Annotated in this window: 20 protein-coding genes and 1 riboswitch; of the genes, 6 read left to right on the top strand and 14 right to left on the bottom strand. The window is 74.1% G+C overall.

Features of this window, described 5'->3' with window-relative positions; all coding sequences use genetic code 11:
* Positions 1–33 precede the first annotated feature (33 nt).
* Positions 34–579: a YceI family protein gene (locus HDA32_RS18615; RefSeq protein WP_179644408.1), complete on the top strand. Its 546-nt coding sequence runs from the start codon at positions 34–36 to the stop codon at positions 577–579.
* A 122-nt stretch (positions 580–701) separates the two neighbouring features.
* On the opposite strand, the gene HDA32_RS18620 is transcribed toward HDA32_RS18615, so the two are convergent.
* Positions 702–1,904 carry a CaiB/BaiF CoA transferase family protein gene (locus HDA32_RS18620; protein WP_179644410.1) on the bottom strand — a complete coding sequence of 401 codons (1,203 nt, stop codon included), beginning with the start codon at positions 1,902–1,904 and terminating at the stop codon, positions 702–704.
* A 243-nt stretch (positions 1,905–2,147) separates the two neighbouring features.
* On the opposite strand from HDA32_RS18620, the gene HDA32_RS18625 reads away from it, so the two are divergent.
* Complete coding sequence (locus HDA32_RS18625) at positions 2,148–4,787, top strand: protein kinase domain-containing protein (protein WP_179644411.1); 2,640 nt, start codon at positions 2,148–2,150, stop codon at positions 4,785–4,787.
* On the top strand, positions 4,787–5,719 hold the full coding sequence (locus tag HDA32_RS18630) for an aldose 1-epimerase family protein (RefSeq protein WP_179644412.1): 933 nt from the start codon (positions 4,787–4,789) through the stop codon (positions 5,717–5,719). Before HDA32_RS18625 ends, HDA32_RS18630 begins: the two co-directional genes overlap by 1 nt.
* Positions 5,720–6,090: 371 nt before the next feature.
* Here HDA32_RS18630 and HDA32_RS18635 read toward each other — a convergent pair whose 3' ends face one another.
* From HDA32_RS18635 to fmt, 13 genes are all read right to left on the bottom strand, one after another.
* Positions 6,091–6,693, bottom strand: a complete 603-nt coding sequence (locus tag HDA32_RS18635) for a nucleotidyltransferase family protein (RefSeq protein WP_179644413.1) — start codon at positions 6,691–6,693, stop codon at positions 6,091–6,093.
* Positions 6,694–6,880: 187 nt separating this feature from the next.
* On the bottom strand, positions 6,881–8,005 hold the full coding sequence (locus HDA32_RS18640; protein ID WP_179644414.1) for an XdhC family protein: 1,125 nt from the start codon (positions 8,003–8,005) through the stop codon (positions 6,881–6,883).
* Positions 7,998–9,137 carry a vWA domain-containing protein gene (locus tag HDA32_RS18645; protein ID WP_179644416.1) on the bottom strand — a complete coding sequence of 380 codons (1,140 nt, stop codon included), beginning with the start codon at positions 9,135–9,137 and terminating at the stop codon, positions 7,998–8,000. The genes HDA32_RS18640 and HDA32_RS18645 overlap by 8 nt, the downstream gene beginning before the upstream one ends.
* 3 nt (positions 9,138–9,140) lie before the next feature.
* Positions 9,141–10,082, bottom strand: a complete 942-nt coding sequence (locus tag HDA32_RS18650; RefSeq protein ID WP_179644417.1) for an AAA family ATPase — start codon at positions 10,080–10,082, stop codon at positions 9,141–9,143.
* Between the two features lie 118 nt (positions 10,083–10,200).
* Positions 10,201–10,707, bottom strand: a complete 507-nt coding sequence (locus HDA32_RS18655) for a hypothetical protein (RefSeq protein WP_179644419.1) — start codon at positions 10,705–10,707, stop codon at positions 10,201–10,203.
* Between the two features lie 491 nt (positions 10,708–11,198).
* Positions 11,199–11,672 carry a PH domain-containing protein gene (locus tag HDA32_RS18660; RefSeq protein ID WP_376766970.1) on the bottom strand — a complete coding sequence of 158 codons (474 nt, stop codon included), beginning with the start codon at positions 11,670–11,672 and terminating at the stop codon, positions 11,199–11,201.
* Positions 11,673–11,745: 73 nt separating this feature from the next.
* Positions 11,746–12,261, bottom strand: coding sequence for a 6,7-dimethyl-8-ribityllumazine synthase (ribH, locus tag HDA32_RS18665; RefSeq protein ID WP_179644421.1), 516 nt, complete (start codon positions 12,259–12,261; stop codon positions 11,746–11,748).
* Positions 12,262–12,309: 48 nt separating this feature from the next.
* Positions 12,310–13,833: a GTP cyclohydrolase II gene (ribA, locus tag HDA32_RS18670; RefSeq protein ID WP_179644422.1), complete on the bottom strand. Its 1,524-nt coding sequence runs from the start codon at positions 13,831–13,833 to the stop codon at positions 12,310–12,312.
* A 107-nt stretch (positions 13,834–13,940) separates the two neighbouring features.
* Positions 13,941–14,558: a riboflavin synthase gene (locus tag HDA32_RS18675; RefSeq protein ID WP_179644424.1), complete on the bottom strand. Its 618-nt coding sequence runs from the start codon at positions 14,556–14,558 to the stop codon at positions 13,941–13,943.
* A 101-nt stretch (positions 14,559–14,659) separates the two neighbouring features.
* Positions 14,660–14,790: riboswitch (FMN riboswitch) on the bottom strand.
* A gap of 85 nt (positions 14,791–14,875) precedes the next feature.
* Positions 14,876–15,877 (bottom strand): phosphatase PAP2 family protein, encoded by a 1,002-nt coding sequence (locus HDA32_RS18680; RefSeq protein ID WP_179644426.1) that lies wholly within the window; start codon positions 15,875–15,877, stop codon positions 14,876–14,878.
* A gap of 132 nt (positions 15,878–16,009) precedes the next feature.
* Positions 16,010–16,678, bottom strand: a complete 669-nt coding sequence (gene rpe / locus HDA32_RS18685; RefSeq protein WP_179644428.1) for a ribulose-phosphate 3-epimerase — start codon at positions 16,676–16,678, stop codon at positions 16,010–16,012.
* A gap of 749 nt (positions 16,679–17,427) precedes the next feature.
* Positions 17,428–18,861 (bottom strand): RsmB/NOP family class I SAM-dependent RNA methyltransferase, encoded by a 1,434-nt coding sequence (locus HDA32_RS18690; protein WP_179644430.1) that lies wholly within the window; start codon positions 18,859–18,861, stop codon positions 17,428–17,430.
* Positions 18,862–19,069: 208 nt separating this feature from the next.
* A complete protein-coding gene (gene fmt, locus HDA32_RS18695) occupies positions 19,070–20,002 on the bottom strand; it encodes a methionyl-tRNA formyltransferase (RefSeq protein WP_179644431.1) in 933 nt (310 codons plus the stop codon).
* Positions 20,003–20,337: 335 nt separating this feature from the next.
* Between fmt and HDA32_RS18700 the strand changes: the two genes are divergently transcribed.
* The 3 genes from HDA32_RS18700 to HDA32_RS18710 are packed head-to-tail and all read left to right on the top strand — an operon-like array spanning position 20,338 to position 21,705.
* Complete coding sequence (locus tag HDA32_RS18700) at positions 20,338–20,820, top strand: RNA polymerase sigma factor (protein ID WP_312863239.1); 483 nt, start codon at positions 20,338–20,340, stop codon at positions 20,818–20,820.
* Entirely contained in the window at positions 20,817–21,428 is a 612-nt protein-coding gene (locus HDA32_RS18705) for a methylated-DNA--[protein]-cysteine S-methyltransferase (RefSeq protein ID WP_179644433.1), read from the top strand. The genes HDA32_RS18700 and HDA32_RS18705 overlap by 4 nt, the downstream gene beginning before the upstream one ends.
* A 13-nt stretch (positions 21,429–21,441) precedes the next feature.
* Complete coding sequence (locus HDA32_RS18710) at positions 21,442–21,705, top strand: Ada metal-binding domain-containing protein (RefSeq protein ID WP_179644435.1); 264 nt, start codon at positions 21,442–21,444, stop codon at positions 21,703–21,705.
* The last annotated feature ends 176 nt before the right edge of the window (positions 21,706–21,881 follow it).

The raw sequence follows: 21,881 nt of genomic DNA on the forward strand, positions 1-21,881 counted from the left end.
TCCCGCCCGACTCCGACGACCACAGGAGACACCATGGTCCAGCAGCAGATACTCCCGGGCACCTGGCAGATCGACGCCGCCCACTCCGAGGTCGGTTTCTCGGTCCGGCACATGATGGTCAGCAGGGTGCGCGGCCGGTTCGAGAAGTTCGACGCCACGCTGACCGTCCCCGAGGACCCCGCCCAGTCCTCGGTGCGCGCCACCATCGACGCCTCCTCGATCAACACCAACCAGGAGCAGCGCGACGAGCACGTGCGCTCCGCCGACTTCTTCGACGCCGCCGACCACCCGGAGTTCACCTTCGTCTCCACCGGGATCCGCCAGGACGGCGAGGACCTCGTCGTCACCGGCGACCTCACCATCAAGGGCAACACCCGCCCGGTCGAGCTCGCCATGGAGTTCAACGGCGCCACCGTCGACCCCTACGGCATGCAGCGCGCCGGTTTCCACGCCGAGACCGAGATCAGCCGCAAGGCGTTCGGCGTGGACATCGAGACGCCGATGGAGAGCGGCGGCGTGGTCGTGGGCGACAAGATCAAGATCGAGATCGACGCCGAGTTCACCCGCCAGGACGGCTGAGCCCCTCTCCCTGCGGCTCCGGCCCGGTGACGGCCCCGCTGCGCGCAGCGGGGCCGCCGGTGCGTGCACCGGCGGCCCCGTCAGCCGTTCTCCGCGGACCGGGGAGCCCGCGCGTTCCCGCGCTAGCCGCGGGCGTCGAGTTCGTCCAGCCAGGCGCGGACGCTGTCGTTGTGCTCGCCCAGAGTGGGCGGCGGCAGGTGCTCGGAGCGGCCGGCAGCGCCTTCGGCGCCCTCCTGCGAGCGGGCGTCGAAGCGCACGGCGGGGCCGGGCAGGTCGATCGCGCCGAGCACCGGGTGGTCGACCGTGAGCAGCAGGCCCTGCGAGCGCGTCTGGTCCCACTCGTAGACCTGGTCGACGGTGCGGATCGCGCCGCAGGGGATGCCGACCTCGCCGATGCGGGCCAGCCATGTGTCGCGGGGCGCGGTGGCCAGCACCGCCTCGATCTCGGCGTTGAGGTCCGGGCGGTTGGCGACCCGGTCGGCGTTGCGGGCGAAGCGCGGGTCGGCCGCGTCGATGCCGAGCAGGCCGGCGAACTTGGCCCACTGCCCCTCGCTGGCGACCGCCACCTGGAGCATGCCGTCGGCGCAGGAGTAGGCGCCGTAGGGCGCGATCGAGGGGTGGTGGTTGCCGATGGGCCGGGGGACCTCCCCCGCCACGGTCCAACGCGTCCCCTGGAAGGCGTGCACCCCGACGATGGAGGACAGCAGCGAGGTGCGCACCACCCGGCCCTCTCCGGTCCGCTCCCGCTCGTACAGGGCGCTGAGCGTGCCGTAGGCGCCGTGCAGCCCGGCGAGCAGGTCGCCGATGGGCACCCCGACCTTGGTGGGCTCCTCCTGCGAGGGACCGGTGATGCTCATCAGGCCGGCCTCGCCCTGGGCGATCTGGTCGTAGCCGGCCCGCCCGCCTTCGGGGCCGTCGTGGCCGAACCCGCTGATCGAGCAGATCACCAGGCGGGGGTTGAGCTCGTGCAGCCTCTCCATGGAGAAGCCCAGCCGGTCCAGCACGCCGGGGCGGAAGTTCTCCACGAGCACGTCGCTGGCCCGCACCAGCCGGGTGAGCTGCTCGCGGCCGTCGTCGGACTTCAGGTCCAGCTCGACCGACTCCTTGTTGCGGTTGCACGAGAGGAAGTAGGTGCTGATCGGCTCGTCGTCGGGTCCGACGAACGGCGGCCCCCAGCCCCGGGTGTCGTCGCCGGTCCCCGGCTGCTCCACCTTGATGACCCGTGCGCCCAGGTCGCCGAGGAGCATCGCGGCGTGCGGCCCGGCCAGGGCGCGCGACAGATCCAGCACCACGATGCCGGACAGCGGTCCGCCGGCGTTCGTCATTGACAACCCCTCCTCGAAGAAGACTCCGGCCGGACCCCGGGTTCTTCCGGACGCGGCGCGGCGCCGGAAAATTGGCCTAGCCAATGAGCCAATGTAACCAACGCCCCCATCCCCCGACAAGGCCGGTCCCCTAAGGGAAATACCCGGACGATCGCGCGCGACCCGGCGAGTCGGCCTCGCCTACCCTGGAGAGCACCGACGTTCGCGTCCAACAGCCGACCAGCCGAAAGACAGCGCCTGCAGATGGCCACATCCGAGCCCTCCGACCCGACCTCGCCAACGCGCAAGGTCGAACCCGTGGCGCCCACCACCAGGCTCGACCGCGGTCAGGGCCGGACGCGTTGGGTCACCGCCGTGCTGCGGCCGGGCGGCGCCAGGGCCGCGGCTCCCGTCGAGGCCGAACGCACGGCCACGCTGCCCGCGCAGCCGCGCACCCGCCGCCTCGACACCCCCGCGCGCGGCGCGGCGGCCGACCCGCCGTGGTGGCGCCGCGTGCTGCGCCCGCTGCTGGAGTGGTTCAGCAGACTGGTCTCCCGGGTCGTGGTGGGCCCGGCCGGGGAGCTCGACTACGCCATCCCCGCCGAACTGCGGCGCGACTACGATGTCCTGGACCACATCGGCTCCGGCGGGGAGGCCGTCGTCTACCTCGCCGAGCCCGTCGAGAGGACCGGTGCGGCCGGGCGGGCCGACGGCGCCCCGGCGCGCAGGATCGCGCTCAAGGTCTACCGCCCGGGCCACGACATCAACCGGGAGCTGCTCGACCGGCTGCGCGCCCGCGGCACCGCCGACCCGCACGCCCCCGCCATCCACGGCTACGGCCACGCCCGCAGCTCCTGGGGCGAGGAGCTGGCCTGGGAGGCCCAGGAGTACTTCGCCGACGGATCGCTGCGCGCCCTGATCGACGAGGCGCCCCTGCCGCAGGACCGAGCCCGCCTGATCGTCGCCGCGGTCGCCGAGTGCCTGCACCACTGGCAGGAGTCGCTGCAGCACAACCACACCGACGTCAAACCGGAGAACCTGCTGGTGCGGCGGCTCGACCCGCCGGTCTTCGCGCTCACCGACTTCGGCGGCGCGGTCCGCGCCACCATGAGCCGGGTCTACGGCGGACTGGCCATCACCGAGGACTACGCGGCCCCCGAGGTCGTCGAAGGCCGCCGCGAGGCGCCCGCGGCGTGGTGGTCGCTGGGCGTGATGGTGCACGAGCTGATGACCGGCCGGCGGCCGGCGCGGGGGGAGAACTGGCTGACCGCGCGCACCACCGAGGTCGACGTCTCCGCCATCACCGATGAGCGCTGGCGGCTGCTGGCGCGCGGCCTGCTCACCCCCGTGCCCGATGCGCGCTGGGGCCACGCCGAGGTCGTGCAGTGGCTGGCCGGCGAGCGCCCGCAGGTGGTCAAGGCGCGCAGGCACGCCCCCATCAGGTTCGCCGACGTCTCCCACGACGATCCGCCCAGCCTCGCCTTCGACCTGCTGGACCGCTCCGACAAGGGCGAAGTGTGGCTGCGCACGCACAGCCGGATCCTGCGCACCTGGCTGGACCGCGAGGTCCGCGACTTCACCTTCGACCGCGGCCATCTGACGCAGTTGGAGGAGCACCCCGAGCGCGCGCACCTGGCCATCAGCGCGCTGGCCGCGCGGTTCGTCCCGGGCATGCCGCCACGCTACCGGGGCCACGAGGTCAGCGCGGAGGGCGTGCTCGCGCTCGCCACCGGCGAGGGCAGCCGACACGCCGCGCTGCGCGAGGCCGTCGAACTGGGCGCGCTCGGCTTCGCCGCCCGGCACTGGTGCGACCATCCCGGATGCCGCGCCGAGGGCACCAACCGGTGCGCCCTGCTGGAGCGGGTCCAGCACGAGGTCCCGCTGGTGATGCGGCAGGTCGAGACGACCGTCGACCGGCTGGCGCGCACCGATGCCCAGGGGCCGGACCGGCCCGGCGCGCACGAATGGGACGCCGCGTGGGCGCGCGCCGTCGAGCTCGTCCTCGATCCCGAAGCCCCTGCGCGCCACCGGCGGCTGCTGCGCGCGCAGTCCTGGCACCCGGCGCAGCGCAGCGACGCCCCGCGCACGCCGTGGTGGCGGGAGCAGCGCGGGATCGGCCTGCGCGGGCGGCGGGGCGAGGTGACCGCGAACGCCGCGCTGGTCACCGCCGTGCTGCTGCTGCCGAGCGCGGCGCGGGCCGGCGCCCTGCAGCGGGACCGCGACCGCGAGGACAGCCGCGCGCGCCGCCGGGGCCTGTGGGAACGGACGGTCAACGCTGCGGGCGCCGGGTGGGCGGGCCTGCGCGAACGGCTGTCAGGGCCCCGCGGCGCCCCGCCGCACGACCCCGCGGGTCCTCCGCCCTACTCCGCCGACGGGCGGCCGCTGACCGCCTCCGAGCACCGCCGGGCCGAGCGCCGCCGTGCGGCCGAGGCCGAGCGGGTGAACCGCGGCATGCGCCAGATCCAGCGCGCGATGGGCGCCGGCCGCTGCCGCAGGTTCGCCTACCCGGCCGGGCTGCTGGGCGTGCTCGACGGCGTCGGCCTGTGGCTGTGGGAGTCCCGCGGCCTGTCCGGCGACACGCCCGCCCTGACCTCGGCGCTGGACGCGCTGACCGCGTTCGCCGGCAGCGCCCCGATCAGCGCGCTGTCCGGACTCGCCCGCGGCGCCATGGCGCTGATCCCCGGCGGGGTCGGCCTGGTGTGGTGGTTCTCCGTGGCCCTGGGCCTCGCCCTGTGGCTGCTCGGCCGCACAGCGGCCAACCGGCGCCGCAAGGCCAGAACCCAGCTCATGGCCTACCGCCTGGCCGTGGCGGGTTCGATCGTGATGGCCGTGCGCCTGCTCGCCGGCGGACTGTTCTACCTGGGTACGGGCGTGCTGATCCCAGTGAGTATGATCACTGGTTGATGGACACGCATTCAGCAGGTGAAGCGCCCGGCGAGTACCGCATCGAGGCCGACGGCTACCAGGCGATCGTGGACGGGCGGGGAGCGACGCTGCGTTCCCTGACGTGGCGGGACCGCGACCTGATCCTCAGCTACCGCCCCGCCGACGGCCCCCAACTCTCCCAGGGCCAGGTGCTGCTGCCCTGGCCGAACCGGATCGACCGCGGGCGCTACGCCTTCGGCGGCGCCGTCCACCGGCTCGACATCACCGAACCGGCCTACGACACCGCGATCCACGGGCTCACCCGCACCAAGCCGTGGGAGCCGCTGAAGCACACGGAGAACCGGGTCGAGCTCGGCTACACGCTCGAGGGCGCGCGGGGGTACCCGTTCCGACTCGAACTGAACGTCGCCTACGAGCTCGCCGCCGACACCGGGCTCACCGTGCGCATCGCCGCCCACAACATCGGCGACTCCCCCGCCCCCTACGGCAACGGGTCGCACGATTTCCTCACCCTGGGTGAACCGGTCGACGACGCCGTCCTGCGGCTGCCCGCCTCGTCCTACCTGCCCGTGGACGACCGGCTGCTGCCCGCGGGCCCGCCGCGCCCGGTGGAGGGGACCCCCTGCGACTTCCTGCGGCCCCGGCGGTTCGGCGGGACGCAGCTCGACACGGCGTTCACCGACCTGGTCCGCGAGTCCGACGGCCGGGCGTGGGCGTTCCTCTCCGACGACACGATCTGCGTGGCGCTGTGGGCCGACGCGAGCTACGGCTGGCTGCAGGTGTTCAGCGCGGACCGGCCCGAGTCGGGCATCAACCGGCGCGGCATCGCGGTGGAGCCGATGACCTGCCCGCCGAACGCGTTCGCCTCCGGCGAGGACCTGATCGTGCTGGCCCCCGGGGCGTCGTCGGAGTCGACCTACGGAATCCTGCGCACCGATCCTTTGGAGTAGTCTCCGGGGGCTTACCGAGACTCGCCGATCTTGTCCTTATCGGGCCTGAAAACGTTGCGATAACCCCCATAAGGCCAACTTGAGTTTTAACCTCGACCCCAGGGGGTCTTCAAGTCCAGCCCCAGGAGGGACGGCGTGCGGGCGGATCCCCTCCACCTCGACTCCGGGGGGTCGTGTAGGCCCGCCCCAGGAGGGATGGCGTGCGGGTCCCTCCTTGGGCTGAGGTTCACGACCCCCTGAGGCCGGGGACGGCGTGCACCGTCGCCCAACCACCGCGGATCCCTCCTGTGGTTGAGGCTTCACGACCCCCGATGGCCGAGGTCAAAACCCAAGGTCAAGATCGACGCGGCAGGAACGGGGCGGGGGCCGCCCTAGGAGAGCAGCTCGCGCAGGCGGTCCAGGTCCTCGGGGGTGTCGATGTCGTCGGGGCGGGCGACCCCGTCGCAGGCGACCGGGGTGATGAGGTGGGAGTAGGCGCGCAGGAACGGCCGGGCCCCGACGTCGCCCTCGGCCAGCGCGTGGACGCTGGGCCAGTGCTCCCGGCCGAGCAGGACGGGGTTGCGCGGGTTGCCGGCGTAAGTGGCCACGGCGGCCCGGGCTCCCCCCTCGTAGGCGGAGACGAGCCGCTCGATCGCGGCCGCCGTCACCAGCGGCTGGTCGGCCAGTGCGATCACCACGGCGTCGACCCCCTCGGGCAGGCTCCGCAGCCCGGCGCGCAGCGAGGACCCCATCCCGCTGGTCCAGTCGGGGTTGTGCACCCCGGCGGCGCCCTCCACGGTGACCTCGGCGGCGCCGGTCACCACGTAGATCGGCGCGCAACCGCCCTCGCGCAGGATGCGGACGCCCCGGTCGGCCAGGCGCTCCCCCGCCAGCTCGACCAGTGCCTTGGGCCGTCCCAGTCGGCTGCCCCGGCCGGCGGCGAGCAGGAGACCGGCGACCGATCGGCCCTCTCCCCCGCGATCGCGTGTCGTCATGCCGCGATGATGCCACGGTCCGCGGGGTGCCGGAGCGCGGCCCCGATCGGGACAGAGCGCCCGTTACCTCCCCTATCAACCCGATGACGTGACCGGTTACCCCGGGCCGTCCACTTTCTCACCCGCACCGGTGACCGCTTCCGGTCGCCGGGTTCCGCGTGCGGGGCTCCCCCCGCCCCGCGCCCGGTCAGACCGGGGCCGCCACCAGGGGCGTGTGGTGGATCGGCCCGTCCACCGCGGTCAGCGGCCGGCCGCTGCCGCCCCAGCGGGTCTGGATGAGCTCGGCGGCGATGGACACCGCGGTCTCCTCCGGCGTGCGCGCGCCGAGGTCCAGCCCGATCGGCGAGCGCAGCCGCGCCAGGTCCCGCTCGGCCACGCCGACCTCGCGCAGACGGGCCATCCGGTCGTCGTGGGTGCGGCGGCTGCCCATGGCCCCGATGTAGCCGGCGCGGGAGCGCAGCGCCACCTCCAGCACGGGCACGTCGAACTTGGGATCGTGGGTGAGCACGCAGATCGCGGTGCGCTCGTCGATCTCGGCCTCGATCTCGGCCAGGTATCGGTGCGGCCACATGACCACCACCTCGTCGGCCTGCGGGAAGCGCTTGGAGGTGGCGAAGACCGGTCGCGCGTCGCACACCGTGACCCGGTAGCCCAGGTAGGAACCGATGTTGGCGACGGCGGCGGCGAAGTCGATGGCGCCGAAGACGAGCATGCGCGGGGCCGGGGCGAAGGACTGCACGAACACCTCCAGCTCGTCGCCGCGGCGCTGGCCGTCGGCGCCGTAGCGCAGGGTCCCGGTGCGTCCCTGGGCGAGCATGCCGCGGGCGTCGTCGTCGACGGCCGCGTCCAGGCGCTCGGTGCCCAGTCCGCCCTCGGCGCGCTCCGGCCAGACGATCCTGCGGGCACCCAGTGGGCCCGGCCCCGAGACCACGGTCGCCACGGCCACCGGCCGGTGCTCGTTGACCGCCGCGATGATCTCGCCGAGCTGCGGATGGCGCGGCGGGTCGATCGGCTCCACCAGGACGTGCAGGGTCCCGCCGCAGGTCAGACCGACGGCGAACGCCTCGTCGTCGCTGACCCCGTAGCGTTCGCGCACCGGCGTCCCGGTCCGGATGACCTCCTGGGCCAGTTCGTAGACCGCGCCCTCCACGCAGCCGCCGGAGACGCTGCCGATCACCTCCCCCGAAGCGCTCACCGCCATGGCGGCCCCGGCCTCGCGCGGAGAACTGCGGTAGGTGTCGATCACCGTGGCGAGGGCGAATGTCTCACCGGTCGCGTAGAGATCGGCGATGGCGTTGCGGATGTCACGCACCTGCTCCTCCTCTTTTGACCCGCCCGCCGATGACGGCGGTGGCCAGCTCCTCCAGCGCGTCCAGGCTGTGGCCGGACACGAAGTCGTCGACGTGCGGCAGGGCCGCCCGCATCCCCGCGGTCAGCGGCTCGTAGCCGGGCTGCGCCTTGTGCGGGTTGGCCCAGACGGTCCGGTGGGCCAGTCGGGACAGCCGCGCCATCTGGGTCCCCAGCAGGGCGGCGTCCCCGCGCTCCCAGCCGTCGGAGGCGATGACCGCGAGCGAGCCGCGCGCCATCCCGCGCTGCCCGTACACGTCGAGGAACTCCTTGAGCTCCACGCCGAGCCGGGTGCCGCCGCTCCAGTCGGGGATGGCCGCCCCCGCGGCGGCGAGGGCGACATCGGGGTCGCGGACGCGCATCTCCCGGGTGAGCCGGGTGAGCCGGGTGCCGACGCTGAAGACCTCGGTGTGGCCGGGGTGCCCGCGGGCGACGGCGTGCGCCAGGCGCAGCAGGGCGTCGGCGTAGGGCGACATCGAGCCGCTCACGTCGATCAGGAGCACCACGCGGCGCGGCCGGGTGGTCCTGTCCCGCCGCAGCAGCCGCAGCGGCTCGCCGCCCTGGCGCAGGGTGGCGCGCAGGGTGCGCGGGTGATCGAGCCGGCCGCGCCTGGCCGGGGCGGTGCGGTGGGTGCGGCGGTGCGGGCGGCGGGTGGCCAGCAGGCCGAGCAGCCGGGCGACCTCGGCCCGCTCCCCCTCGGTGAGGGTCGCGATGTCGCGGGAGCGCAGCACCTCGGCGTCGCTGGCCGCGGCCAGGTGCTGGGGGTCGGGGTCGTCCTCGCCCCGGGTCCGGTCGCGCCCCGAGGGCCACATCACCGGGCGCAGCACGGTGACCGGCGGGGTCCGGGCCGCGGGGCGCAGCGGGTCGGCCGAGAAGTAGTAGGCGAAGCAGGCGTCGTAGCGCCGCAGGTCGGCGGGGCCCGAGCACAGCGTCAGGCGGCCGGCCCAGTAGACCGCCTCGGGATCGGTGACGTCGAGCGCGTCCAGGGCGTCGAAGAACGCCCGCGCCCGCCCGGTGCCGGAGCGCACCCCGCCGGCCCGCAGCGCGCGCACGAAGCCGAGCATCGTCTCGGTGATGTCGCGGGCTCCGGTGGGCATCGGCTACCCCGCGGCCTCGGAGCCGTGCCCGTTGAGCAGGGCCGAGAGCCGGCGCCGCACGCCCTCGTGGTCTTCGCGGTGCTTGACCAGGGCGCCCAGCGTGCGGGCCGCGAGGTCGGGATCGAGTTCGCGCGCGCCCAGCGCGAGCAGCGCCGCGGTCCAGTCGATGCTCTCGGCGACACCGGGCGGCTTGAGCAGGTCGACGCCCGAGGCGGCCGGGTCGCGCAGCCGCTGGACGGCCGCCGCGACATCGCGGACCAGCCGCTCGGTGGCCCCGGGCAGCCGGCGCCGGATGATGTCGACCTCGCGCCGGAAGTCGGGGTGCGGCATCCAGTGGTAGAGGCAGCGGCGCTTGAGCGCGTCGTGGACCTCGCGGGTGCGGTTGGAGGTCAGCACCACGACCGGGGGGACGGCCGCGCGCACGGTGCCCAGTTCCGGGATGGAGATGGTGAAGTCGGAGAGGAACTCCAGCAGGAACGCCTCGAACTCGTCGTCGGCGCGGTCGATCTCGTCGACGAGCAGCACGCCGGGCGCGTTCCCGCCGCCCTCAAGCGCGCGCAGCAGCGGACGGGCGAGCAGGAACCGGCGATCGTAGAGGCCGGACTCCAGCTCGGTGACCTCCTCGACGCCGGCCGCCTGGGCCGCACGCAGGTGCAGCAACTGGCGGGGGTAGTCCCAGTCGTAGAGGGCCTGGGCCGCGTCGATGCCCTCGTAGCACTGGAGCCGGATGAGCGAGCCGCCCAGCACCGCGGCCACGGCCTTGGCCAGCTCGGTCTTGCCCACTCCCGCGTCGCCCTCGAGGAAGAGCGGGCGGCCCATCCTCAGGGCGAGGAAGCAGGCGGTGGCCGCGCCGTCATCGGCGAGGTAGTCCTGGTCGTCCAGCAGCTCGGCCAGCCGCTCCGGCGTGGCGACCGCGGCGGTCGCCGTCTCGGTCACACTGCTCATGCGCACCCTCCTGCCGCTTGAAGCCAGGCTATGCGCTGCGGAGCACACCGGTAATGATCATGTTCCTCCAAAATCGGCGTGCGGGACTCGTAGTTCGGCACAGTCCGGCACCTACCCCTCAGCGGTGCCGTTCCCACCATTCGCGGAGCGTGCCGACCTCCCGCGCGAACTGCCGGTCCGGCGGCGGCCGCCGGGTCATGGGCGCGACGAGCGTGGCGGTGCGCCCCTGCGTCAGCGTCAGGCGCACCCTCCAGGCGAAGCCGCGGGAGACGACCTGCACGTCGAGGATCTCCGGCCACGGGATCACCCGAGTGCGCGTCGCCCGCTGGACGACGCCCTCAGGCGTCAGCCGGACCTCGGCCTCCCGCACGACGCGCGCCTGGAGGAGTCCCAGCGGCAGCAGCGACGCCCCGCCGAGGAAGACCAGCGCCACGACCGCGACCGCGACGGGTTCGGCGGCGAGCGCGGCCGGGTCGACGCCGGTGAGGACCACCGCCGCCATCAGCACCCCCATGAGCGCGAACACCGCCCCGATCCCGACGGCGCTCCACGCCTGCGCCTTCAGCCTGGCGGTATCGGTCATGCGGAACGCCGGCCGCTCGGGCTCCGCTGCGGGGTCGCGCATTCTCCGATTCCTTTCCTCGGTCCCTGCCCGCCGCACCCGTACGGCGCCTTCCCCTTTCTGCTCCGGTGGGACTTCCGCGGAGAACCCGGCGAGGCGGCTCGGCAACGCAAAAGAGCGGCCGCGGCGCGGCCGCCCCGGTGCGGGTCGGTCTTTCGTCAGTCGACGATCAACGAGATGACGGCCAGGACCACGATGACGAACCAGATCAGCGCGGCCACTCGGTCGACCCTGCGGTACCGGCGATGCTTTCTGTCCCGGATCTCGACGTCCATAACCGTATGACGCGGCCCGCGCCGATTCGGTTTCGGAGAATTCAAGAAAAGGCGGGAATTCCACGTCCGCCTTTTCGCATTCCGGCTTCCTCACCGAGCTCCGACCACTGCGTCCGCGAGGCGAGGCGGGACTTTCGAGGCCCGGATCCGCTGCGCCGCCGGCGGCTTGCGCACACTGCGACAGCCGCCCCCTGCGCGAACCCGATCGCCGGACACCGGTCAGAATCCGCGCCGCCCCGGCTCCTCGGCCTCGCCCCGTTCGTGCAGCAGCACCTGGAACCGGGCCAGATTGCGCTCAGCCAGGGCGCCGTCGTTGCTCTGGATGCCCATGGCCGCCAGCGTGGAGCCGTCGGCCAGGTCGATGGTGGGCCACGGCTCCCCCACCGGCATGCGCACGTCGATGATCTCGGGCCACACCAGGACATGGGTCCTGATGCAGTTGACCACCGTGACCCCCTCCTCCGTGGCGGCCACGCGCGGCCGGGCGAGCAGGTGCAGCACCCCCACGCACAGCACGCCGAACAGGAACAGCAGCACGCGGTCCTGCAGCCCCCACTCGGGCGGCATGATGACCGCCAGCACGGCCATGGTCACCAGCGACAGGGCGGCCAGGCCGTAGGCGACGACGCGCATGTTGCGCGGCCGCCACGTCACGGGCAGTTCCGGCACCGGCCGGTCCGCGGCCTCGTCCACGGCGTCCTCTTTCCCCACGTCTCCCGGCCGCACGGCTCTCCCTAACTCCTCCTGCCCACGGTGCCACCGCGGATCACCGTTGCAAAGCATCCCGCGCCGGTCGGCCGGCGGGGACGCCGGTGCGGCGCAGCCCGCGCAGCACCAGGGCGGTGTCGAGCGCGGCGACGGCGGCATCCCGGCCCTTGTCCTCGCGGCTCCCCGGCAGGCCGGCCCGATCGCGCGCCTGCTCCAGCGTGTCACAGGTCAGCACACCGTTGGCAACGGGGCCGGATTCGCGCAGCGCGACCTTGGTGAGCCCCTGGGTGAGCGACTGGCAGACGTACTCGAAATGCGGGGTGCCGCCCCGGATCACCGCGCCCAGGGCGACCACGGCGTCGTGGCCGCGCAGGAGCTCCTGGGCGACGACGGGGATCTCCACGGCACCGGCGACGCGCACCACGGTCGGCGCGGCGGCGCCGCACTCCTCGGCCGCCGCGAGCGCGCGCTCCAGCATGGGGTCGACGATCTCGGCGTTCCACCGGGTCGCGACGATGCCCAGGGTCAGCCCCGAGGCGTCGACCGCCAGCTCGGGGCGTCCGGCTCCACTCATGATTCTCCCGGTCCTTGCAGGTGTCGGATGATCGGATGGCGGGTGCGGTCAGTTGACCGCGGCTTCGCCGGAGGACGGAGGCCGTCCGCCGGCCGCTCCCGGCCACACCGGGTCGGCCTGCGCCGCGGCCCGCCGGGGTTCGGCGAACAGGCCGGGCAGGTCGTGCCCCATCCGGTCCCGCTTGGTCTGCAGGTAGCGCAGGTTGTCGGCGGTGACGACGGTGGGCATCGAGATCCGCCGGGTGACGCTGACGCCGTACCGGGAGATCCCCTCGACCTTGCCCGGGTTGTTGCTCAGCAACCGGACCGAGCGCACCCCGAGGTCGGCCAGGATCCGGGCTCCCGCGCCGAACTCCCTGGCGTCGGCCGGCAGGCCGAGTTCCAGGTTGGCGTCGACGGTGTCGATCCCGGAGTCCTGCAGCCGGTAGGCCTTCAGCTTGTGCAGCAACCCGATGCCGCGCCCCTCGTGGCCGCGCAGGTAGACGAGCACGCCGCGGCCCTCCTCGGCGATGCCGGCCATGGCGGCGTCGAGCTGGGTGCCGCAGTCGCAGCGGTGCGAGCCGAAGGCGTCACCGGTGAGGCATTCGGAGTGCAGCCGGGTCAGCACATCGGTGCCGTCGCCGAGGTCGCCGTAGACCAGCGCGACGTGCTCGGCGCCGTCGCTCGGACTCCGGTAGCCCACCGCCCGCCACTCCCCGTAGCGGTTGGGGATGCGGGTCTCCACGACCCGGTCGACAAGGGTGTCGGCCCGCGACGAGTCCGCCTCCTCGCTCCGCTCCACCGCCGCAGCGACACGCGCTCCGCGAACAGGCACCGACGCCTCCGCTCGCTCGTCGGCTCGCAGCTCGGCACCCCCACTCGCGCTCACCTCCTCGCTCCGCTCCACCGCCGCAGCGACACTCGCTCCGCGAACAGGCACCGACGCCTCCGCTCGCTCGTCGGCTCGCAGCTCGGCGAGCTGCTCCACCGAGATCAGCCTGAGCCCGTGCTCATCGGCGAACTCGCGCAGCCGCGGCAACCGCGCCATGGTCCCGTCGTCGTTGACGACCTCGGCCAGCACGCCGGCCGGCCGCAGCCCGGCCAGCCGGGCCAGATCCACGGCGGCCTCGGTGTGACCGCGGCGGACGAGCACGCCGCCGGGACGGTAGCGCAGCGGCAGGATGTGGCCCGGCCGGACGAAGTCGCCGGGGACGGTGCGCGCGTCGGCGAGCAGCCGGATGGTGTGGGCGCGGTCCGCGGCCGAGATGCCGGTGGACACGCCGGAACGGGCGTCCACCGTGACGGTGTAGGCGGTGCGCATGCTCTCCTCGTTGACCGAGGTCATCAGCGGGAGGTCGAGCCGGTCCAGGTCCTCGCCGAGCATGGGCACGCACACCACGCCGGAGGTGTAGCGGATTATGAAGGCCAGCAGCTCCGGCGTTGCCGCATCCGCCGCGAAGATGATGTCGCCCTCGTTCTCGCGGTCGGTGTCGTCCACGACCACGACCGGGCGGCCGGCGGCGATGTCGGCGACCGCTTCGGTGACGTCGTCCAGCGGGATGAGTGCCTCGGACTGCTCCTCGGCGATCGACATGGCTGCTCCTTGGGCTGTGCTGCTGGTCGGGACTTGCCGGTCGGGGGTGTGCTCGCTGGCCTGCGCCCCGGCGCGCGTGCGCCGGAGGGCTCCGGTGGGCGCGCCGCTCATCGGGCGCCGCCTTCGTCCGCGGTGACCAGCCGCTCCACGTACTTGGCCACGACGTCGACCTCCAGGTTGACCGGTTCGCCCGCGGCCTTGCGGCCCAGGGTGGTGAGGTCGAGGGTGGTGGGGATCAGGCTGATCGTGAAGGATCCCGGGTCGACGGAGGCGACGGTGAGACTCACGCCGTCCACGGCGATGGATCCCTTCTCCACGACGTAGCGGGCGAGGCCGTCGGGCAGCGAGATCCGGACGGTCTCCCACCGCGTTCCGGGGACGCGTTCCAGGATCCGGCCGGTGCCGTCGACGTGGCCCTGCACGATGTGGCCGCCGAGGCGGGCGGAGATCCTGGCCGCGCGCTCCAGGTTGACCGGGGAGCCGGCGGCGAGGTCGCCCAGGCTGGAACGGTCCAGCGTCTCCTTCATGACGTCGGCGCTGAAGCGCCCGTCGGCGGATTCGGTGACCGTGAGGCATACGCCGTTGACCGAAACGGAGTCGCCGTGGGCGGCGTCGGAGGTGACGGTGGGGCCCTGGATCGTCAGCCTGGCGGCCTCGCCGGCGGTGTCGCCGACGGGCTCGATCGCGACGACCTCGCCCAGCTCTTCTACGATTCCGGTGAACACGTGGAGCCATCCCCTTTACCTGGTCAGGCTCCGGGGATGCTGCAGGACGGCGAATGCCGTCGAGAGACCGGTGACCCGTGATCGCAGGGTCGAGCGGTCCCGCGCGCGCTGCCTCCCATCCGGACTTTCACCGTCGGTACCGGAATTTCACCGGTTCAACCGGCCGATGGCTTCGGCCGGGTCGCGGACTGTCACCGCCGGTTCGGATTTTCACCGACCCCGGAGCACGCGTCTTTCGAACGTCTCTGTGAACAAGTGTGCCATGCGGGGGTATTCCCGGCATCCACCGGGGTCGGCCGGAACGGCGCCCCGCGGCCTCAGTGCGGGACCGGCTCCCCGGCCTCCGCACGGAGCGGGCGGTCGGCCAGGCGGGTCCGGACGAACAGCTCCGGGGCCCCGAAGGCGATCCACAGCGACAGCAGCGCGTGGAGGACGTAGGAGACGAGCAGGCCTGCGGCGCCTCCCGGGACGGGGACCAGCACGTGCAGCACCAGGATCAGCAGGATCCCGGTGCTGCCCGTCACATAGCGCGAGGCGCGGGACACCAGCGATCCCTCCGCGCTGTACCAGCCCCGCGCCGCGAGCAGCGAGAAACCTGCGAGCAGGCCGAACAGCGCCCCGCCGAGCACGAAGACGTGCTGCAGCGTGGCGGTCGCGGCGTCGGGCGGGACCGTCCCGGTCCACCCGCGCGGCGCCGTCCAGCCGCCCCAGACCACCGCCTGCCAGACCGCGGCGGTCACCGGGACCGCCAGGGAGAGGGCGAGCGCGCAGGCGATCTGGGTGCGCAGCGGGCGCGCCCGCCACCACCGCAGCAGTGCGGCCTCGTAGCGCAGCACCAGCCACAGCAGCACGGCGCCGACGACCAGGCCGAGCAGGGTGCCGCTGAAGAAGGCGGCGCCGAGGTGGACGCCTGCCAGGGCGACCAGCACGATGAGCGCGGCGGCCGCGGGGCGGGCCCACCGGCGGTCGGTCTTGAGCCCGACGTAGCCGAGCAGCGTCACCGCGCCCTGCGCCGCACCGGCGGGCGCGCCGAAAGTCGTTCCCGGCACCAGCGGGCTCACCCTGAGGGTGTACCACGAGGGCCGAGGGGCGTGCAGGGCGGTCTTCAGCAGGCCGTTGACCAGTGACCCGCCGGTGAGCAGCAGTGAGAGCCGGGTTCCCCAGCCCGTGCTGACGCACCAGAGCAGCAGCGGCACGGCGACCAGGTAGAGCAGGTCGAACCCGTTCGCGAACAGCGCGGAGAACGGCGGTGCGGACCAGCCGCCGATCTCCTGCAGCCGGCTTACGGCCCCGCTCTCGGCCTCCCAGATCGCTTCCATTCCTCACCTCGCGCATCGTCGGGGCCCGGGACGCGCCTCGGTGGCCTGCCGCCACCCCTCACGGGCAAACCAAGCAGGAGACGAGGATAGTGGATCGACGGTGGCGCCGGTCACGCGCGCCTGGCCGGCGTGCTACCGGCCGACGGCCTGTTCGGCCTGGGCGCGCAGGGCGTCGATCGCGGCGGAGGGGTCCTGCGCCCCGTAGACCGCGGAGCCGGCCACGAACACGTCGGCGCCCGCCTCGGCGCAGCGCTCGATCGTCTCGGCGCTGACGCCGCCGTCGACCTGCAGCCACACGGCGGCGTCGCGGGTGCCGACCAGTTCGCGCGCACGGCGGATCTTCGGCAGCACGACGTCGAGGAACCTCTGCCCGCCGAAGCCCGGCTCGACCGTCATGAGCAGCAGCATGTCGAGCTCGGGCAGGAGGTCGGCGTAGGGGTCGACCGGCGTGGCCGGGTTGAGCGCGAGGCCGGCCCTGGCCCCCTCGGAGCGGATGGTGCGCAGCGTGCGCACCGGCGCCTTGGCCGCCTCGGCGTGGATGGTGACGCTGCCGGCGCCCGCCTCGGCGTAGGCCGGGGCCCAGCGGTCGGGATCCTCGATCATCAGGTGGCAGTCCAGCGGCAGCGCGGCGGCCTTGCGCAGGGATTTCACGATCGGCAGCCCCAACGTCAGGTTCGGCACGAAATGGTTGTCCATGACGTCGACGTGCAGCCAGTCGGCGGAGTCCGCGACCGCCGCGGCCTCATCGGCGAGATGGGCGAAGTCGGCGGAGAGGATGCTGGGTGAGATCTGGATTGCCACGATTCCGAGTCTAGCCAGGCCACCGTGGCCGCCTTCAGCGGCCGAGCCTGAGGCACCCGGCAGGACCTCCAGCGGTCTTCCACCGAGGTTCGCGGAAGCGGGGTCGGGTGGTGGCCGGTGGTCAGGCGGCCAAGGTCCGCTGTGCGGCCTTGCCGGTCGGTCGGGCGACGGGTGGCCTTGAGGGAAAAGCGGCGCCGAGGCCGGTGGCGGGTCCGGGACGGCACGCACGATGTCCGTTTTGCAGTGGTCGTCTCGTCGATCTTGACCTTGAGTTTCAACCTCGACCACCGGGGGTCTTGAAGCCTCAGCCGAAGGAGGGGTCCGCGGTGACCGGGCGATCCTCTCGCGCGGCCGAAGGCCCCCCACAGGGATCACCCCGGCGCCGCGCCACCCACGCCGCCTGCTTGGGCTCCAGGCCACAATCGGGGTTTCGGTGCGCGCCCAAGGCGGCGGGCCGCCGCGCCCGCCGACCTCGGCCACAGGAGTTTGAACCCCGGCCCAAGGACACAACCGCACGCCGCAGCTTTGGGCGCGGGCCGAAACCATGGTGCCGTCCCGCGTCCACGGCGTCGGCGTGCGCTTCGCGCGCGGGAGGACGATTTCCGTCTAGGGGCCTTCGGCCACGCGAGAGAATCGCCCTTCAAACCCACGTCGGCCTTATGGGCCCTGAAAACGTTGCGATAACCCCACAAGGTCAAGATCGGCGAGAAGGGGCGCCGATCCGGGGCGCGCGACTTCCGCGGACCTCGCTAGAGCTTGCGCAGCAGGGCGAGGAACATGGCGTCGGTGCCGTGCCGGTGCGGCCAGAACTGCGCGTGGTCGCCCACCGCGACATCGGGGACCTCGGCGAGGTGGTCGGCCGCGCGGACCGGCTCGGTGTCGGAGCGCTCGGCCCGCACCGCGGCCACGATGTCGCGGGTTTCGGCCAGGTGCGGCGAGCAGGTCACGTAGGCGACGACGCCGCCGGACCGCGCGGCGTCGAGCGCCCGGTGCAGCAGGTCGCGCTGGAGCGGGGCCAGTTCCGCGGCGGTGCCGGGGGTGCGCCGCCAGCGGGCTTCGGGGCGGCGGCGCAGCGCGCCCATGCCGGTGCAGGGCGCGTCGACCAGCACCCGGTCGAAGGCGCCGGCGCGCCAGGCCGGGCGGGTGGAGTCGGCGACCACGGTGCGCGCCGCGTCGCGGACCGACCGTTCCACGGCGCCGGCGACGAGCCGGGCGCGGGCGGGCTGGACCTCCGCGGCCAGCAGCCGGGCGTCGCGCTGACCGGCGAGACCGCCCAGCAGGGCCGCCTTGCCCCCGGGGCCGGCGCACATGTCCAGCCAGCGGGCGTCGGAGCCCTCGACGGCGACCCTGGTCAGCGCGAGCGCGACCATCTGGCTCGCCTCGTCCTGCACCGCGGCGCGCCCCTGGCGCACCGCGCGCAGGGCACCGGGGTCGCCCTCGGGCAGGTAGGCGGCGTGCGGCGAATAGCGGGCCTCGGTCGCGCCGTCGCCGATCAGGTCGGCGACGGCGGCGCGGCCCGGCTTGGCCAGCAGGGTCACGCGGGGGCGTTCGTTGTGCGCGGCGAGCAGGCGCTCGGTCTCGGCGAGATCGCCGTCGGGGGCGTCGCCCAGCGCGGCCGCCAGCGCCTCCGCCATCCAGCGGGGATGGCTGTGCACCACGGCGAGGTGCCCGAGCGGGTCGGCGGCGCGGTCGGGGGCCACGATGGGCAGCCACTCCTCCAGGCCGCGCGCGCTCACCCTGCGCAGCACGGCGTTGGCGAAGCGGGCCCGGTGGTGGCCGACGACCTTGCGGGCGACGTCGACCGTCGCGCTGACGGCCGCGTGCGGCGGGATCTTCGTGGCCAGCAACTGGTGCGCTCCCAGCCGCAGGACCGGCAGGACCTCGGCGTCGACCGAGCGCAGCGACCGATCGACGCAGGCGTCCAGGATCGCGTCATAGGTGCCCTGGCGGCGCAGGGTCCCGTAGGTCAGCTCGGTGGCCAGGGCCGCGTCCCGCCCGGTGACGCCGCGCTCGCGCAGCAGGGACGGCAGCAGCAGGTTGGCGTAGGCGTCCCGGGCGTCCACCGCGCGCAGCACCTCGTAGGCGATCCGGCGCGCCGGGTCCTTGGGGGCCGGCGGCGGCGTGCCGCGGCGCTTGGGTCCGCGGCGTGCGGGGCGGTAGGGGGAACGGGAACGGTCATTCACTCTTGATCTGCCTCACGCCGGGAAACTCGGGCGGCCCGCCTTCCGGCGGCCCCGCATCGAGGGTACAGAGGTCTACAGGTCAGCGGGCCGGTGGCGGGGAGCGGCCCTTCTCCTGCGGCCCCGGCGCCGCGAGCCCGAACCGGCGGTTCCGGCGCCCGCGAGACGCCCGGCCCGGCGGGCTCCCGCACCAACGGGGTCCTGCCGGGGATCAGTCCCGCCCGAGCTCCTCCTCCGCGCCGGGGCGCACGCCGCGGGCCCACTCCACGGCCGACATCGAACGCTTGCCCTGCGGCTGGACGTCGCCGAGTTCCACCGGGTGGGTCGCGGTGCCGACCAGGACCCGCTTCTTGTCGGCCGACAGGCGGCCGGGCGGCAGCGCGGGGGCGTCCGGGGCCGGAAGGACCGGACCGAGCTTGATCCGCGCACCGCGGAAGGTGCTCCACGCCCCGGGAGCGGGGGTGCAGGCGCGCACCAGGCGGTCCACCCGCATCGCCGGGGCTCCGAAGTCGACGCGGGCGTCCTCGGAGGTGAGCTTCGGGGCGATGGAGACCCCGTCGGCACTTTGCGGGCGGGCGGCCAGCTCACCGGACTCGATGCCGTCCAGGGTGCGCACCAGCAGGTCGGCCCCTGAGCGGGCGAGCCGGCCGAGCAGTTCGCCGCTGGTGTCGCGGGGACCGATCGGTTCGGTGAGCACGCCGTAGACCGGGCCGGAGTCCAGGGCCGGCTCGATCCGGAACGTGGCCGCACCGGTCACGTCGTCGCCGTGCAGCACGGCGTGCTGCACCGGGGCCGCCCCGCGCCAGGCCGGCAGCAGCGAGAAGTGCAGGTTGATCCAGCCGTGCCGGGGAACGTCCAGCGCGTCCTGGCGCAGCAGCGCGCCGTAGGCCACGACCGGGCAGCAGTCGGGGGCGAGCTCGCGCAGCCGGTCCAGAAACTCCGGTTCGCCGGCCTTCGCGGGTTTGAGGACCTCCAGCCCCGCTTCGGCCGCCCGCTGCGCGACGGGGCTCACCGAGACCCTGCGGCCGCGCCCCGACGCGGCGTCGGGGCGCGTGACGACCGCGACGACCTCGTGCCGGGAGTCCAGCAGCGCCTCCAGCGCCGGCACCGCGACCTCGGGCGTTCCCGCGAAGACCAATCTCATCTGTGCCCCAACCCCCAACGTTGTGCTTCTCGACCCCCCGCATTCCTCCGCCATGGCGTGCCGGGCCCGGCTCGCGGAGCGGCCGGATCGCGACGGGAGGCGCGGGGTCCGCGGACCGCTGCGGCCCGGGCCCGCCGCGTGCGGGCGCGACGGCGGCGCGGTGCGCGCCGCGCAGCCGGACGGCGGCGAAGCGGTCGTGCGCGGTGCGGCCTGCGGCGGACCCCGCCCAAGTCTAAGGCGTCCTCCCGGAGCGCAGGCGGCGGCGGGACGCGCCCGCCGCCCGGTTTTTTCGGGCGGCCGTCTCACGTTCCGCCCGGCGGGAACGTCTACCTGGTGTGAGCCTGAAACCGTTCGAGGAGGTCGTGGCCGAGCACGGGCCGACCGTGCTGCGCGTGTGCCGGGCCGTGCTGGGCCCCCACGACGCCGAGGACGCCTGGTCCGAGACCTTCCTGGCCGCCCTGCGCGCCTACCCCGACCTCGACCCCCGGGCCAACACCGAGGCCTGGCTGGTCACCATCGCCCACCGCAAGGCCCTCGACCAGCACCGCGCCCGCGCCCGCGGCCCCGTCCCCACCGACCACATCACCGACACCCCAGCCCCCGACTCCGACCCCCACATCCACCACGACGACCTGTGGGACGCCCTCAAGGCCCTGCCCCCCAAACAACGCCGGGTCCTGGCCTACCACCACGTCGCCGGCCTGCCCTACGCCCAGATCGCCCGCATCCTCGGCGGCACCGAGCAGGCCGCCCGACGCGCCGCCGCCGACGGCATCAAGACCCTGCGCACCACCCACGGCAAAGGAACACCCCGATGAACCACGACCCCGTACTCGCCACCCTCACCGCGCCACCGCCCGCCGAGGAGGCGACGCACCGGCGGCTGCACGACCGGCTGACCACCGCAGCCCACGCCCAGGGGCTGCTCGACGTCGCCTACCGCACCGTCGACTCCCCCCTCGGGACGCTGCTGCTGGCCGCCACCCCGCAGGGGCTGGTGCGGGTGGCCTATGCGGCCGAGGACCACGACGCGGTGCTGCGGCAACTGGCCGTCCGGATCAGCCCGCGCGTCCTGAGAGCGCCCGACCGCCTGGATACCGCCGCCCGCCAGATCGACGAGTACTTCCGGAAGCGCCGCACCGCCTTCGACCTGGAACTGGACCTGCGGCTCTCCCATGGCTTCCGCCGCCGGGTCCTGGCCGGTCTGCCCTCGATCGGCTACGGCGCGACCGCCAGCTACACCGCCGTCGCCACCGCCGCCGGCAGCCCCAAGGCGGTGCGCGCGGCCGGCACCGCGTGCGCGACCAACCCGCTGCCGATCGTGCTGCCCTGCCACCGCGTGGTCCGCAGCAGCGGCGCCATCGGCCACTACATCGGCGGCGCCCGGGCGAAGCAGCGCCTCTTGGACCTGGAGAGCACCGCCTGAACGAGGAGCACGGGTGCGGACCCACACGCTGATCGGCGCCGACGGCCGCCCCCATCGGAGCGCCGTGCCGGGAACGCTGGGCGGCAACCGGCGGGGGCGGTTGTACGGCCGGCTGGACTGCCCGTCGGCGCTGCGCGCCATCGCCAGGGGCGGCTACACCGCCGACCGGGTGTTCTTCGCCGACGAGCCCACCGCCGTCGCCGCCGGCTACCGGCCCTGCGCGGTCTGCCTGCCGGAGGAGTACGCCCGATGGAAGAGAGCGGGCGGGGACCGGTGAGGCCGCGAACGCCGCGGGGCCGAAGGCGCTCACCACCGGCGGCGGCTCCCGGTGCGTCCTGGCCTACCATGGCGTGCCCGAGGTGCCGTCCGGAACCGGCCGGTCCGGCCGCCGGATCGGTCCGACGCCCGCCCGCGCCCTTGTCCGGCCACCCCGGCCACCCGCCCCTCCCGTGA

This window comes from Spinactinospora alkalitolerans (assembly GCF_013408795.1).
GTDB classification, from domain to species: Bacteria; Actinomycetota; Actinomycetes; order Streptosporangiales; family Streptosporangiaceae; genus Spinactinospora; species Spinactinospora alkalitolerans.

Excerpts from the sequence above, each read along its gene's own strand:
- HDA32_RS18615 (WP_179644408.1), top strand. The coding sequence starts at position 34 with ATGGTCCAGCAGCAGATACTCCCGGGCACCTGGCAGATCGACGCCGCC.
- HDA32_RS18620 (WP_179644410.1), bottom strand. The coding sequence starts at position 1,904 with ATGACGAACGCCGGCGGACCGCTGTCCGGCATCGTGGTGCTGGATCTG.
- HDA32_RS18625 (WP_179644411.1), top strand. The coding sequence starts at position 2,148 with ATGGCCACATCCGAGCCCTCCGACCCGACCTCGCCAACGCGCAAGGTC.
- HDA32_RS18630 (WP_179644412.1), top strand. The coding sequence starts at position 4,787 with ATGGACACGCATTCAGCAGGTGAAGCGCCCGGCGAGTACCGCATCGAG.
- HDA32_RS18635 (WP_179644413.1), bottom strand. The coding sequence starts at position 6,693 with ATGACGACACGCGATCGCGGGGGAGAGGGCCGATCGGTCGCCGGTCTC.
- HDA32_RS18645 (WP_179644416.1), bottom strand. The coding sequence starts at position 9,137 with ATGCCCACCGGAGCCCGCGACATCACCGAGACGATGCTCGGCTTCGTG.
- HDA32_RS18650 (WP_179644417.1), bottom strand. The coding sequence starts at position 10,082 with ATGAGCAGTGTGACCGAGACGGCGACCGCCGCGGTCGCCACGCCGGAG.
- HDA32_RS18655 (WP_179644419.1), bottom strand. The coding sequence starts at position 10,707 with ATGCGCGACCCCGCAGCGGAGCCCGAGCGGCCGGCGTTCCGCATGACC.
- ribH (WP_179644421.1), bottom strand. The coding sequence starts at position 12,261 with ATGAGTGGAGCCGGACGCCCCGAGCTGGCGGTCGACGCCTCGGGGCTG.
- ribA (WP_179644422.1), bottom strand. The coding sequence starts at position 13,833 with ATGTCGATCGCCGAGGAGCAGTCCGAGGCACTCATCCCGCTGGACGAC.
- HDA32_RS18680 (WP_179644426.1), bottom strand. The coding sequence starts at position 15,877 with ATGGAAGCGATCTGGGAGGCCGAGAGCGGGGCCGTAAGCCGGCTGCAG.
- fmt (WP_179644431.1), bottom strand. The coding sequence starts at position 20,002 with ATGAGATTGGTCTTCGCGGGAACGCCCGAGGTCGCGGTGCCGGCGCTG.
- HDA32_RS18705 (WP_179644433.1), top strand. The coding sequence starts at position 20,817 with ATGAACCACGACCCCGTACTCGCCACCCTCACCGCGCCACCGCCCGCC.